This window comes from Extibacter muris (assembly GCF_004345005.1).
GTDB lineage: Bacteria > Bacillota > Clostridia > Lachnospirales > Lachnospiraceae > Extibacter > Extibacter muris.
Genome location: NZ_SMMX01000002.1, coordinates 111,147 through 124,590, shown reverse-complemented (window position 1 = coordinate 124,590; position 13,444 = coordinate 111,147). Strand labels below are relative to the sequence as shown.

General features: G+C 49.7%; 11 protein-coding genes. 7 read left to right on the top strand and 4 right to left on the bottom strand.

Annotated elements, in window-relative coordinates; all coding sequences use genetic code 11:
- Positions 1 to 58 precede the first annotated feature (58 nt).
- Positions 59 to 724 carry an MgtC/SapB family protein gene (locus tag E1963_RS02410; protein WP_243117534.1) on the top strand — a complete coding sequence of 222 codons (666 nt, stop codon included), beginning with the start codon at positions 59 to 61 and terminating at the stop codon, positions 722 to 724.
- A gap of 58 nt (positions 725 to 782) precedes the next feature.
- Here E1963_RS02410 and E1963_RS02405 read toward each other — a convergent pair whose 3' ends face one another.
- The 4 genes from E1963_RS02405 to E1963_RS02390 all read right to left on the bottom strand — a co-directional run bounded on the left by E1963_RS02405 (position 783) and on the right by E1963_RS02390 (position 6,719).
- Positions 783 to 3,047 carry a glycogen/starch/alpha-glucan phosphorylase gene (locus E1963_RS02405; protein WP_132274826.1) on the bottom strand — a complete coding sequence of 755 codons (2,265 nt, stop codon included), beginning with the start codon at positions 3,045 to 3,047 and terminating at the stop codon, positions 783 to 785.
- Positions 3,048 to 3,271: 224 nt separating this feature from the next.
- Positions 3,272 to 3,574: a preprotein translocase subunit YajC gene (yajC, locus tag E1963_RS02400; RefSeq protein WP_066575211.1), complete on the bottom strand. Its 303-nt coding sequence runs from the start codon at positions 3,572 to 3,574 to the stop codon at positions 3,272 to 3,274.
- Positions 3,575 to 3,665: 91 nt separating this feature from the next.
- Positions 3,666 to 4,799 (bottom strand): tRNA guanosine(34) transglycosylase Tgt, encoded by a 1,134-nt coding sequence (gene tgt / locus E1963_RS02395; protein WP_132274824.1) that lies wholly within the window; start codon positions 4,797 to 4,799, stop codon positions 3,666 to 3,668.
- 27 nt (positions 4,800 to 4,826) lie between these two features.
- The gene (locus tag E1963_RS02390; RefSeq protein WP_132274821.1) at positions 4,827 to 6,719 is read right to left on the bottom strand and encodes a L,D-transpeptidase family protein; all 1,893 of its coding nucleotides are present in this window, start codon (positions 6,717 to 6,719) and stop codon (positions 4,827 to 4,829) included.
- 160 nt (positions 6,720 to 6,879) lie between these two features.
- Here E1963_RS02390 and aroC point away from each other — a divergent pair, with 160 nt between their 5' ends.
- From aroC to E1963_RS02360, 6 genes are all read left to right on the top strand, one after another.
- On the top strand, positions 6,880 to 7,989 hold the full coding sequence (gene aroC, locus E1963_RS02385) for a chorismate synthase (protein WP_132274819.1): 1,110 nt from the start codon (positions 6,880 to 6,882) through the stop codon (positions 7,987 to 7,989).
- A gap of 218 nt (positions 7,990 to 8,207) precedes the next feature.
- Positions 8,208 to 8,747 carry a helix-turn-helix domain-containing protein gene (locus tag E1963_RS02380; RefSeq protein ID WP_132274816.1) on the top strand — a complete coding sequence of 180 codons (540 nt, stop codon included), beginning with the start codon at positions 8,208 to 8,210 and terminating at the stop codon, positions 8,745 to 8,747.
- Positions 8,748 to 8,769: 22 nt separating this feature from the next.
- Positions 8,770 to 9,843 carry an ABC transporter ATP-binding protein gene (locus E1963_RS02375; RefSeq protein ID WP_132274814.1) on the top strand — a complete coding sequence of 358 codons (1,074 nt, stop codon included), beginning with the start codon at positions 8,770 to 8,772 and terminating at the stop codon, positions 9,841 to 9,843.
- Complete coding sequence (locus tag E1963_RS02370; protein ID WP_132274811.1) at positions 9,815 to 10,663, top strand: ABC transporter permease; 849 nt, start codon at positions 9,815 to 9,817, stop codon at positions 10,661 to 10,663. The genes E1963_RS02375 and E1963_RS02370 overlap by 29 nt, the downstream gene beginning before the upstream one ends.
- Positions 10,663 to 12,543, top strand: a complete 1,881-nt coding sequence (locus tag E1963_RS02365; protein ID WP_330570656.1) for an extracellular solute-binding protein — start codon at positions 10,663 to 10,665, stop codon at positions 12,541 to 12,543. Before E1963_RS02370 ends, E1963_RS02365 begins: the two co-directional genes overlap by 1 nt.
- A 13-nt stretch (positions 12,544 to 12,556) precedes the next feature.
- On the top strand, positions 12,557 to 13,432 hold the full coding sequence (locus E1963_RS02360) for an RluA family pseudouridine synthase (RefSeq protein ID WP_132274804.1): 876 nt from the start codon (positions 12,557 to 12,559) through the stop codon (positions 13,430 to 13,432).
- Positions 13,433 to 13,444 lie beyond the last annotated feature (12 nt).

The window sequence follows — 13,444 nt, the reverse complement described above, 5'->3', positions numbered from 1 at the left end:
GTATGGTTTTTTCCCGGTGCATCATATATACTTATATATAGGAAAAGGAGGTATGGATATGTCAGCCGCCGTTCTTATGCAATTGGAATATTTTCTACGTGTGCTTGGAGCTGCCGCCTGCGGCGCGGTTATCGGCTATGAACGCGAAAGCCACATGAAGTCCGCCGGCATCCGGACGCACGCCATCGTGGCCCTCGCCTCATCGCTCATGATGGTCCTGTCAAAATATGGTTTTTATGACATCCTGGCCAGAGAGCATATCGGTCTTGACCCGTCTCGTATCGCCGCCGGTGTCGTCACCGCAGTAGGGTTCCTCGGCGCAGGCGTCATATTCAACCGGAAGATGAATGTGGTAGGCATAACGACTGCCGCCGGCATATGGGCTACCGTGGGCATCGGCATGGCATTCGGCGCGGGGATGTACGCATTGAGCATCGCTTCTTCCCTGTTTATCGTATTCCTTCAGTTTCTGTTCCACACAAGGTTCCTGTACGGCAGGAACGCCATCATGGAGCAGATTACGATACAGGTCGATTCAAAAGAAGAGATAAAAGATCTGCTGGGCGGCATCTTCTCATCCAGCAAGATAAAGATATCCAACATCAATGCCAAACGGATAGACGGTACGACACTGGAAATCAAGCTGTATGTAAAATTCCCCGAATCTTACGATATAAATGAAATATTCACACTGTTAAAAAAAATCCACAAATCAAGTCAATAGATATATAATTTGAAAGGGGTCAGCCCCTGCAGCTGCAGGGGGCTGACCCCTTTCAAAATTATTGAAGATGCCAGATATCTTTATTATATTCTGCAATTGTTCTGTCTGTTGAAAAATAACCTGCTTTTGCAATATTTGTGAGCATTTTCCTGCTCCATGCCTTGCGGTCTGCATAATCTTCATATGCCCGGTTCCTGGCCGCTATATATTCTTTCAGATCCAGCAGTGTCATGAACCAGTCCTTATAGATCAGTTCTGCGTGTATCTGCAGCAGGTGATACGGATCTCCTATCTTCATCATCTCAGGGCTGATGATGAAATTGATGAGGGAGCGTATCTGTTCGTCATTGATATAGTAGTCCACGGCGCGGTAGTCTCCTTTTGCATAATGCTCGATTACCTGGGCGCTGGACTGCCCGAAGATATAGATGCTGTCGTCCCCTACCAGTTCGTGTATCTCTACATTCGCCCCGTCTTCCGTACCGAGGGTGACTGCCCCGTTCAACATGAACTTCATATTTCCGGTGCCGGAAGCCTCCTTGGACGCCAGCGATATCTGTTCTGATATGTCGCAGGCCGGTATGAGATGCTCCGCCATCGTAACATTGTAATTCTCCACCATCACTACCTGGAGATACGGCGACACATCAGGGTCATTGTCGACCAGCTCCTGCAGGCAGAGGATAAGGTGGATGATATCTTTTGCTATCTTATACGCCGGAGCCGCCTTAGCCCCAAAGATTACCGTAATCGGCGTGGACGGTATCTTTCCTGCTTTTATCTCCAGATACTTATAGATGACAAACAGCGCGTTCATCTGCTGCCGCTTATACTCGTGAAGCCGTTTCACCTGGATATCGAAGATAGAGTCCGGATTCAGCTTGATTCCCTGCGATTCTTCCAGATAACGGGCAAGCTGCACCTTCTTCTCATGCTTCACATCGAGGAGCTTCTCCAGTGCGATGTCGCTCTCGATATGGCGCATCAGCTTCTCCAGCTTGTTGGCATCTCTTCGGAAATCTTCTTCCACATAGCCGCTGATCCACCGGACAAGCTCTTTGTTGCAGTGGAGGAGCCAGCGTCGGAATGTAATCCCGTTCGTCTTATTGTTGAACCGCTCCGGATAGATATCATAGAACGGCTTCAGCTCTGTATGTTTAAGTATGTCGGTATGGAGTGCAGCAACACCGTTGACGCTGTGCCCGTAGTGGATATCCATATGAGCCATATGCACCCGGTTCTGCCTGTCGATGATATGCACTTTCTCATCCGCATATTTCCCTTTGATCCGCAGATCCAGCTCTTGAATGACAGGTACGATCTGAGGCGCGACCTGCTCAAGATACTCCAGCGGCCACGTTTCCAGCGCCTCCGCCAGAATCGTGTGGTTCGTGTAAGCACATGTCTTCTGCACAATCTCAACCGCCTCGTTGAAATCGATATTCTTCTGTACGAGCAGGCGGATCAGCTCAGGTATGACCATGGACGGATGGGTGTCGTTGATCTGTATCGCAACATGCTCATGCAGCCTGCGAAGCTCGTAACCATTATCTTCGCATTCTTTTAAAATGAGCTGGGCACCGCAAGACACCATGAAATACTGCTGGTAAATCCTGAGCAGATTACCTGCCTTGTCGCTGTCGTCCGGGTAGAGGAACAGCGTAAGGTTGCGGCGGATATCATCCTTATCGAAAGAGATGCCCTCCCCGACGATATGTTCGTCCACACCATCCACATCAAATAGGTGCAGCTTGTTCTTGCCGTTTCCATATCCTGATACATCCATGTCATACAGGCGGGAAGTAAGCGTGAAATCCCTGAAAGGCACCTGGAAGCTCAATCCCGTGTCCGTAAGCCAGCTCTCCTCCCCTATCCACGGATTCGGAAGCTCCTTCTGCTTATGGCCCTCAAATACCTGGCGGAACAGTCCAAGATGGTAATTGAGCCCGATACCGTCACCTTCCAGTCCAAGCGTAGCCACGGAATCCAGAAAACAGGCCGCAAGCCTCCCGAGCCCTCCGTTGCCGAGAGAAGGTTCCGGCTCAACCTCTTCAATCTTCGCAATATCCTTGCCGTTTTTTGCAAGCAGCTCTGCCACATCGTCATAGATGCCCAGGTTGATCAGGTTGTTAGACAGAAGCTTCCCTATGAGAAATTCTGCCGAAATATAATATAACTTCTTACTGCCTTTATTGTCCGGCGTATCTTTCAACATATCTTTTGTAAATGCAAGCAGAGCATAATAGACTTCTGCATCGCTCAGATCTCTCATCTCCCTGCCATATTTTTCCTTAACTATTGTTTCCAGTCTGCTTAATTCCATAACCGTCTCCTTCATTCAATCAAATTGCATCGGTAGCATATGGCAATTGAACGTAAGCAGTCCAATAACCATATATTACCATAATCTGTATTCCGGCATTTGTCAACGATGCTTTCTATCCTTAAGTATTCCAGTTTTCCTCCAAAATATAACCTGCTTCGCATGTACACCTTGTCAAACATAAAAAGAAGAACCCCTTAAAGGATTCCTCTCATCTTCTGTACTTATTCTGCGCTTGCTTTTTCAACCTGAGCGATTGCCGCCTTCTGCATAGGGATGCGGCAGTTCTTGTTGCTGCCGAACTCTACGATTACGTCATCATCAGTAATATCAATGATTACGCCGTAAAATCCACTGGTCGTAAGTACTGTATCTCCCACTGCCATATCTGCAATCATAGCCTGCAGTCTCTTCTGCTCCTTTTTCTGCGGTCTCATGAATACAAACCAGAAGCCTCCGAATATCAATACATATACTAAGATGAGTAACATCCAGTTACTCCCGGACTGTGCTGCTAATGCGTACATATCTTATTCCTCCTAATATCTTTAAACACTATTGCTATCATACACAAAAATGCTTTTTTCATCAAGTGCTTTTCCATATTTCATGGAAATTTTATACTTCACATCCTGTCATGCGTGCAAGTTTTTCTGCCTTATACTCCATGTAGCAGCCCCTTTCGACCGCCTCTCTGATCTCTTCCATCATCGTATTGTAAAAATAGAGATTGTGCAGGACACAGAGCCTCATCCCAAGCATTTCTTTTGCTTTCAGCAGATGTCTGATATATGCCCGAGTATAGGTCCTGCACGCAGGACAGCCACAGCCTTCCTCTATCGGCCTGCCGTCCAGCTCGTATCTGGCATTGAACAGGTTAAGCTTGCCGTGGTTCGTATACACATGGCCGTGCCGGCCGTTTCTGCTCGGATACACGCAGTCGAAGAAATCAACCCCTCTGTCTACTGCCTCCAATATATTTGCCGGTGTCCCGACTCCCATCAGGTAGGTCGGCCTGTCAGCAGGCAGATGCGGTACGACGGCATCCAGTATGCGGTACATATCCTCATGAGACTCTCCCACCGCCAGGCCACCTATCGCATAACCGTCCAAATCCATAGCCGCAATCTCTTTTGCGTGCCGTATGCGGATATCCTCATAGATTCCGCCCTGGTTGATGCCAAAGAGCATCTGCCGCGGATTGATAGTATCCTTCAGGCCGTTCAGGCGCCGCATCTCCTCTTTGCACCTTCCGAGCCACCTTGTCGTGCGCTCCACAGACTTTTCCATATAAGGCCGGTCTGCCACGCTGGACGGACATTCGTCAAATGCCATGGCGATGGTAGAAGCCAGATTGGACTGTATCTGCATGCTCTCTTCCGGCCCCATGAATATCTTCCTGCCGTCAATATGGGAATTGAAATACACGCCTTCTTCTTTGATTCTTCTAAGCCCTGCCAGAGAAAAGACCTGGAACCCGCCCGAATCGGTAAGAATCGGCTTGTCCCAGACCATAAATTTATGGAGCCCGCCAAGTTTTTTCACCACATCGTCACCAGGACGCACATGCAGATGATATGTATTGGAAAGCTCCACCTGTGTCTTTATTCCCTGCAGATCATCTGTAGAAACCGCGCCCTTAATCGCCGCAGCGGTCCCTACATTCATAAATACAGGGGTCTCGATGACCCCGTGTACTGTCTGCAGCCTTCCTCTTTTGGCAAGACCATCTCGTGCCAACACTTTATACATGATCTCTACCTCTTGTTTTTATAATTATCAGTAATGCAGAATAACCGGCGTTCCGGCTGATATCAGATCGTACAGCTGAGACGCTTTGTCATAAGGCATGTTCACGCAGCCATGCGAGCCGTTCGTCTGGTATCTGGCTCCTCCGAATGTCGGCTGCCATGTAGCATCATGGAATCCGATGCCCCCGTTGAACGGCATCCAGAACTTGACCGGGGATTCGTACTCATATGTCCCGTCCGGAAGCTTCTTTCCCCTGAGCACCTGGTCAAGCGCCTTGTAAGCCAGCGAATACGTTCCCTGCGGGGTCGCGTGCCCTTTGTTCGGATTCCCGGTTACGATTCCGCTCTGAAGAACGACCTGCCCGTTCTGGATAAAATACATCTGCTGGTTCGTAAGGTCGACTTCGGCATACGTGTTACCGAAGTCATTCGTATCATGGCTCGCTGCGCGGCTCGAATACTCGGGCTCTCTCGTCACCGTCTCTCCGTTCTTGATGTTCGCGGTCAGCGCGTTATATTCTGCCTCCTGGTCAATCCTCCAGCCATAGCTTCCGCCTTCCACGGTGACGCTGTTGCCACTCGCCGTGGTAAATGTCCTCGTCTTGCCTTTCGTATTATACTTATCGGCCAGCGTCTGGATATAAGCTTTCACCGCCTCTTCGTCGAAGGTCACGTTCATGTCGCCGTCTGCCTTCACCCACTGGGAGATTACCGAGGCATCCACGACTTCTGTGCTTGGGCTGAAATCATAAGTAACGCTTGTGCCAAGGTAGCTGTTCATAGCGTCCTTAGCCGCGATCACTTCTTTGGAATCAGAGACGAATCTGGGCCTGATATAGCATCCGGCATCCGACAGGTTCACCGTTGACGCAAATCCGTTGATCGCAGCAGCCACAGCCTCATTGAATTTCTCCGTATCAATCTGCGTACCGATCACTTCCGGCACGATGACAAATTCCGTATCCTTGAACTCCGGATGCGCGTCCACAGACGCTGTCTGGTTCTCCGGCTTCAGGCAATTCAAATTCTCTATTATGCTTTTCAGGGCATTCTCATCATATTTGACGCCCACTTCTGCAGTAATCTCAGGGTGTTTCCACAGCGACTCTATCCAGAAAAGATTTTTCTGTTTATTGACAAGCTCCTTCAATTCCCTGCCTTGGACATATTCCAGCGAAATGTCTGAACCTTTGACCGTCTCCGTGCCTCCGTCCGATTCTTCCAGCGTAAGTACATAGTCGGCAACCTGCTTCTTCATATACTCTTCCACCTGGCTGACACTCTTCATCGAAAAGTCCTGTCCGTTAATCTCTGTAAAAAACATAAAATGACTGTTGAAATATAAGGCGAACCCGAGATAGATAAGTATAAGCGCGCCAAGAATCGAGGCAGCGATGACTCCTGTCTTCTTTCTCCTCCTGTGCCTCTTTAACTCCTTTTCAGCCTCAGTCTCCTCTTCCTCGCCGTCATCGTCCTCGGATTCGTAATCTTCTTCCTCTGTTTCAAAATCGTCGTCCTCGAATTCAAAATCATCTTCCTCGGAGTCATACTCTTCTTCCTCAAAGGCAGAATCCTCAGCGTAATCTCCATCCATAGCAAAGCCTGGACCGTCCTCATCGGGAACTCCGATATTGCCAGATTCTTCCACGCCGTCTATTCGTCCGGCTGCTTCAATATTACTGTCATCAGAAGATATGCCACAGGTGTCAGTATCTTCACTATCCGATCTGCCGTTTTCCTCTTCTGTTTTATCTTTCTGACCAGATTCTTCTTCTGCCTCTTTGGATTCGTCATAACTATCATCCATTTCTTTAAATTCGTCCGAGTTGTTGATATCGTCAAAAATCTCCTTCATAGTCTCTTCTATGATTTCTTCGGATTCTCTGTCGATATCTTCTGGTCTCTTCTGCATATCTGACATAGTCGTCTACTCCTCATTAAAATATTCACACGCATCTATTATAATATGATGCCTGTCAAAAGTACAGTGCAAATTCGTGAAAAATTGCTGAAGAATTCTTGAAGATTTAGTGATTACGGGTATAATAGGATTATGTATCACACAGCAAAGGAGACAAAGCATGGCAGGATCAACATACGGAACCTTATTTAAAATCACAACCTGGGGAGAGTCCCACGGCCCGGCTGTCGGTGTAGTAGTCGACGGCTGTCCGGCAGGGCTCCCGCTTACCGATACAGATATCCAGGAGTACCTGGACCGCCGCAGGCCGGGCCAGAGCCGGTATACCACTGCACGGAAGGAATCCGATCAGGCAGAGATATTATCCGGCGTATTTGAGGGCAGGACGACCGGCACGCCCATCTCGATCCTCATAAAGAACCAGGACCAGCGCTCCCGGGACTACGGTAAGATAAAGGACTGCTACCGTCCCGGACATGCGGATTATACATTTGACTGCAAATATGGTATCCGGGATTACCGGGGAGGCGGACGTTCCTCCGGACGAGAGACGATCGGCAGGGTGGCCGCCGGTGCGGTCGCTTCCCGCCTGCTCGCCTCTGTCGGCATACGTGTCACGGCCTATACGGCGGCAATCGGTGCTATTACTGTACCCCGTTCTGCGTATAATTATGACTGCATCCATGAAAATGACCTCTATATGCCGAATAACGAGTATGCAGCCAAGGCGGCCGCATATCTGGAACAGTGCATCAAAAATCTGGATTCCTCCGGCGGCATCATCGAATGTGCTGTAACAGGGATGCCCGCAGGCATTGGCGAGACCGTCTTTGACAAGCTGGACGCCGGCCTGGCCAAAGCAGTCATGTCCGTCGGCGCCGTAAAAGGTGTAGAAATAGGCGATGGCTTTCGTGCCGCCGTTGCTACGGGCAGTACGAACAATGACGCCTTCCAGGCCGCAGACGGGCAGGTAACGAAAAAAACCAACCACTCGGGAGGTATCCTCGGCGGCATGAGCGACGGCAGTACTATCCTGCTGCGGGCGGCCGTAAAACCTACCCCTTCCATCGCCCGTCCACAGGAAACCGTCGACAGGTCAGGCAGCAATACTGAAATCACCATCACAGGCCGTCATGATCCCGTTATCGTTCCCCGGGCGGTCGTAGTCATTGAATCTATGGTAGCGGTCACGCTGGCAGATCTGCTGATGGCCAACATGTCTGCACGGATGGAATGGCTGGAGCGCTTCTACTGCAATAGGGGGAAGTAAAGTGGGCTCCCTCCTCCCCGTCCTCAGCCTGTCTTGCTCCCACATATGCCTCAATCACATCGCTTGCAGTAATATTTGCATATGCTTGATAAGAAATTTCTCAAAAAATGTTGAACTTTCTGACGGATATAGTATAATAGATCTTGCACGCCAGTTAAGAAATACTAAACTTTATGTTTATTTTTACTTTTACAACCATACATTAACGGAGGACGTTCATGGATATCGGAAAAAAACTGAAGGAACTGCGTATCGCCAAGGACCTGACACAGGAAGAGCTGGCGGACCGTGCCGAACTTTCCAAAGGGTTCATCTCACAGCTCGAGAGAGACCTCACCTCACCTTCCATCGCCACGCTCGTGGACCTGCTGCAAGTGCTGGGGACGACAATCAATGATTTTTTCAGCGAAGAAACGGAGGAACAGATCGTCTTCCACGATGAGGATTACTTTGAGAAGATTGATACAGGGCTTAAGAACAAGACGGAATGGATTATTCCGAACGCTCAGAAGAATATGATGGAACCGATCCGGCTGACGCTTGAGCCGGGCGGCTCCACTTGCCTTGACGTCCCCCATGAAGGGGAAGAGTTCGGCTATGTGCTCAAGGGAAGCATCAAGATTCATATCGGCAAGAAGATATACAGTGCCAGGAAAGGCGAAGCCTTTTATTTTACGCCCCACTCTGAACACTATATAGAAGGAAATAAAACGACAGGGGCAGCCGTCATATGGGTGAGTACCCCGCCTAGTTTTTAAATATGCGAATCAGGAGGAAGCTATGTCTAACAAATTAATCGATATTGTAAATGTCTCTAAATCTTTCGGGGATAATCTTGTGCTCGATGACTTGAACCTTTATATAAGGGAAAACGAATTTTTAACGCTGCTCGGCCCGAGCGGCTGTGGTAAGACTACTCTTTTGAGGATTATCGGAGGATTCGAGACTCCTGATACAGGAAAGGTAATCTTTGACGGGAAAGATATTACAGACCTTGCGCCAAACAAGCGTCAGCTGAATACGGTCTTTCAGAAATATGCCCTCTTTACAAATATGACGATTGCAGAAAATATCGCTTTTGGACTGAAAATCAAAGGTAAGACCAAGTCTTATATCAATGACAAGATCCGCTATGCCCTCAAGCTTGTCAATCTGGAAGGCTTCGAGGACCGTACGCCAGATTCCTTAAGCGGCGGCCAGCAGCAGCGGATTGCCATCGCCCGGGCCATTGTAAATGAGCCGAAGGTCCTCCTTCTCGACGAGCCTCTTGGCGCGCTCGACTTGAAGCTGCGCCAGGATATGCAGTATGAGCTCATCCGGTTGAAAAATGAGCTCGGCATCACATTCGTCTATGTCACCCATGACCAGGAGGAAGCGCTTACCATGTCCGATACCATCGTCGTCATGAACCAGGGATACATCCAGCAGATCGGTACGCCGGAGGACATATATAATGAGCCGAAGAATGCCTTCGTGGCTGACTTCATCGGAGAAAGCAATATACTCCCCGCGACGATGGTCCAGGACAAGCTTGTGAAAATACTTGGAGCCAGCTTTCCGTGTGTTGACGTCGGCTTTGGCCGGAACAGGCCTGTGGATGCCGTCATCCGCCCCGAGGACATTGACCTCGTGAAGCCGGAAGATGGCATCATCGAAGGGGTAGTGACCCACCTTATCTTCAAGGGGGTACATTACGAGATGGAAGTGACGGCCAACAACTTCGAGTGGCTCGTGCACAGCACGGACATGGTTGAAGTTGGGACCGAAGTAGGGATACAGGTGAACCCTTTTGATATACAGATTATGAAAAAACCTGAATCTGAAGATGCGGAGGCGGTTACCATTGAAGAATAAACATAAGAAAATGAAGCAGCTGCTGGCAGGGCCTTATATGTTCTGGTGTGCTGCCTTTATCATCATACCTCTGCTCATGATCTTGTACTATGGGTTCACGGGCAAAAACGGAGGGTTCACGTTTCTCAATATCGCCAGGATAACCACGCCGGAGAATCTGAAAGCGCTCGGGCTGGCGCTGCTGCTCTCTTTCGTCAGCACGGTATTCTGCCTTATCCTCGCCTATCCGCTCTCCATGATCCTCACGAATCTGGGGGTGAACCAGCAGAGCTTTATCGTACTGATCTTCATCCTTCCCATGTGGATGAATTTCCTTCTGCGCACGCTGGCATGGCAGAACCTGCTGGAAAAGAACGGTATCATCAACGTCGTACTCGAGCTCCTGCACCTGCCGTCACTGGACATTATCAATACGCCCTATGCCATCGTACTGGGTATGGTATATAATTTCCTGCCGTTCATGGTGCTGCCGATATATAACGTACTTTCTAAGATAGACAAAGATATCATCGCCGCTGCAAGAGACCTTGGCGCCAACAGCGTCCAGACATTCCTGCGTATCATCCTTCCCTTAAGCGTACCAGGCATCATAAGCGGGGTTACGATGGTATTTGTCCCGGCCCTTACTACATTTGTCATTTCCGACCTGCTCGGAGGGAGCAAGATACTGCTCATCGGCAATGTCATCGAACAGGAATTCAAGCAGGGAAGCAACTGGCATGTAGGTTCCGGGCTTTCGCTTGTACTTATGGTATTCATTATCATCAGCATGGCGCTTATCGCCAAATATGACAAAGACGGGGAGGGGACAGCATTTTGATGAAGAGCGTATTACAGAGAGTCTATCTCACCTTAATCCTGATCCTTCTCTACGCGCCGATCGTGACCTTGATGATACTGTCGTTCAACAAGTCCAAGTCACGTTCCAAATGGGGAGGATTTACAACGAGATGGTATGTGGAGCTGTTCCGCAACGACCAGATAATGAATGCCTTATATACGACGCTTATCATCGCGCTGCTCTCCGCCCTCATAGCGACGGTCATCGGAACAGCCGCAGCGATCGGCATCCAGGCGCTCAGGAACAGGTTCCGCACATTTATGATGGGTGTCACCAACATACCGATGCTGAACGCGGATATCGTGACAGGTATCTCGCTGATGCTTCTGTTCATCGCGTTCCGCTTCTCCCTCGGTTTTTCTACGATTCTGCTGGCGCATATAACGTTTAATATCCCTTATGTCATATTAAGCGTCACGCCGAAGCTTAAGCAGACGAACAAGAGCACCTATGAAGCGGCGCTGGACCTCGGGGCCTCCCCTGTCCACGCATTTTTCAAGGTCGTATTTCCGGATATCCTTCCCGGGGTGTCCTCCGGTTTTCTCCTGGCCTTTACGATGTCGCTGGATGATTTCATCATCACGCATTTTACAAAAGGGCCGGGCGTAGACACCCTGTCCACGAAGATATACAGTGAGGTACGCAAAGGGATCAAGCCGGAGATGTACGCCTTGTCTACAATCATGTTCGTCACCGTGCTTCTTCTGCTCATCCTCGTAAACATATCACCTGAGGAGAAGCAGGGGCGCAGACGAGAACCGGTAAAGCTGCAGCGCAGACATAAGTTAAGCCGCCTCCTCTTCCGCAAAATCGTTCCGGTCATGATGGCCGTAGTGGTAATCGTCGGAGGCGTCTTCTACGGATCCAGGGCCGACAACGGCGGAAATAACCAGGTCATCGTGTACAATTGGGGAGAATACCTGGATCCGGACGCGATTGCCATGTTTGAGGAAGAGACCGGCATCGATGTCGTGTATGAGGAATTTGAGACAAATGAAATCATGTATCCGAAGATACAGTCCGGTGCGATTGCCTACGACGTAGTCTGTCCTTCGGATTATATGATCCAGCGGATGATTGAAAATAATCTGCTGGCTGAGATTGATTTCAGCAATATACCAAATATAAAAGAGATTGGTGACACCTATATGGAGATGTCCCGCCAGTTTGACCCTGATAACAAGTATTCCGTCCCATACACATGGGGAACTGTCGGTATACTGTACAATAAGACGATGGTGGATGAACCTATCGACAGCTGGAGCGTGCTCTGGGATGAAAAATACAAGGATAACATATTGATGCAGGACAGCGTCCGCGATGCCTTCGGAATCACATTGAAATACCTCGGCTACTCGTTGAACTCCACGGACCTGGATGAGCTGGAGGCAGCCAAGAAGCTGCTGATCGAACAGAAGCCGCTCGTGCAGGCTTACGTCATAGACCAGGTACGTGATAAGATGATCGGCAATGAGGCAGCCATCGGCGTAATCTATTCCGGGGAGGCCATATACACCCAATGGGAGAACCCGGACCTCCAATACGTCATACCGAAGGAAGGTTCTAATGTATGGGTCGATTCCTGGGTTATCCCTAAGAATGCTAAGCACAAGGAAAATGCGGAAACGTTCATCAACTTCCTGTGCCGCCCGGATATCGCCAAGATGAACTTCGACTATATCACCTACTCTACCCCGAATGTGGGAGGACGCGCGTTGATCGAGGACGAATCGCTCCGGAACAATCCGATAGCCTTCCCCCCTGCCAAGGATCTGGACAGATGTGAGACATTCCGGTTCCTCGGAGATGAGAACGACGCCATATATAACGAGTTGTGGCGGGAAGTAAAATCCAAGTAGCTGGAGGTGCAGCATGGAACGGGTACTTGACTACCGCATTTCAAAAGAATACGAAGGGACGGATATCCTCAGCTTTCTAAAAAGCCGGGGATATTCTCGTACCATAATCACCCATCTGAAACGGACACCGGACGGCATCTGCCGGAATGGAGAATGGGCCAGGACCGGGGATACGCTTACAGAAGGGGACAAGCTTACGGTTACCATACAGGAAAGGGAAGGTTCCTCCGGCATACTGCCGGTTCCCCTTCCCTTGCATATTATGTATGAAGACGAAGATATCCTCGTCATTGACAAGCCGGCCGGCATGCCCATCCACCCGTCCCATGGCAATCATGACAACACGCTGGCCAATGCCCTCGTCTGCTATTACAGCTTGCGGGGCATCTCCTTTACATACCGCTGCATCAACCGTCTGGATAAGAATACGAGCGGGCTTCTCATCATCGCGAAACATATGCTGAGCGCCTCTCTGCTGTCAGCCATGATTAGAGAAAGGCGAATCGTTCGTGAATACCTGGCTCTGGCCAAAGGCCTGACTCCGAAAGAGGGGACCATCACCGCCCCTATCGCCCGCCGTACCGGATCCACCATCGAACGCTGCGTGGATGTATCCGGCGGCGAATACGCCTGTACACATTACAGACGGCTCGACTACAGAGGCGGGTATTCTCTCCTGTCTGTCACGCTCGATACCGGGCGCACGCACCAGATCCGCGTGCACCTTAAGCATATCGGCCATCCCCTGCCGGGTGATTTCCTGTATCACCCTGACTATACGATAATAAGCCGGCAGGCGCTCCACTCCCACCGGCTCACATTTTCACATCCCATTACAGGGAAAAAGATGGAATTCATTTCTCCGCTGCCGGACGACATGAAGCTGTAATTCTCCCTCCGC

Excerpts from the sequence above, each read along its gene's own strand:
- aroC (WP_132274819.1), top strand. The coding sequence starts at position 6,880 with ATGGCAGGATCAACATACGGAACCTTATTTAAAATCACAACCTGGGGA.
- yajC (WP_066575211.1), bottom strand. The coding sequence starts at position 3,574 with ATGTACGCATTAGCAGCACAGTCCGGGAGTAACTGGATGTTACTCATC.
- E1963_RS02380 (WP_132274816.1), top strand. The coding sequence starts at position 8,208 with ATGGATATCGGAAAAAAACTGAAGGAACTGCGTATCGCCAAGGACCTG.
- E1963_RS02405 (WP_132274826.1), bottom strand. The coding sequence starts at position 3,047 with ATGGAATTAAGCAGACTGGAAACAATAGTTAAGGAAAAATATGGCAGG.
- E1963_RS02390 (WP_132274821.1), bottom strand. The coding sequence starts at position 6,719 with ATGTCAGATATGCAGAAGAGACCAGAAGATATCGACAGAGAATCCGAA.
- E1963_RS02360 (WP_132274804.1), top strand. The coding sequence starts at position 12,557 with ATGGAACGGGTACTTGACTACCGCATTTCAAAAGAATACGAAGGGACG.
- E1963_RS02375 (WP_132274814.1), top strand. The coding sequence starts at position 8,770 with ATGTCTAACAAATTAATCGATATTGTAAATGTCTCTAAATCTTTCGGG.
- E1963_RS02365 (WP_330570656.1), top strand. The coding sequence starts at position 10,663 with ATGAAGAGCGTATTACAGAGAGTCTATCTCACCTTAATCCTGATCCTT.
- E1963_RS02410 (WP_243117534.1), top strand. The coding sequence starts at position 59 with ATGTCAGCCGCCGTTCTTATGCAATTGGAATATTTTCTACGTGTGCTT.
- tgt (WP_132274824.1), bottom strand. The coding sequence starts at position 4,799 with ATGTATAAAGTGTTGGCACGAGATGGTCTTGCCAAAAGAGGAAGGCTG.
- E1963_RS02370 (WP_132274811.1), top strand. The coding sequence starts at position 9,815 with ATGCGGAGGCGGTTACCATTGAAGAATAAACATAAGAAAATGAAGCAG.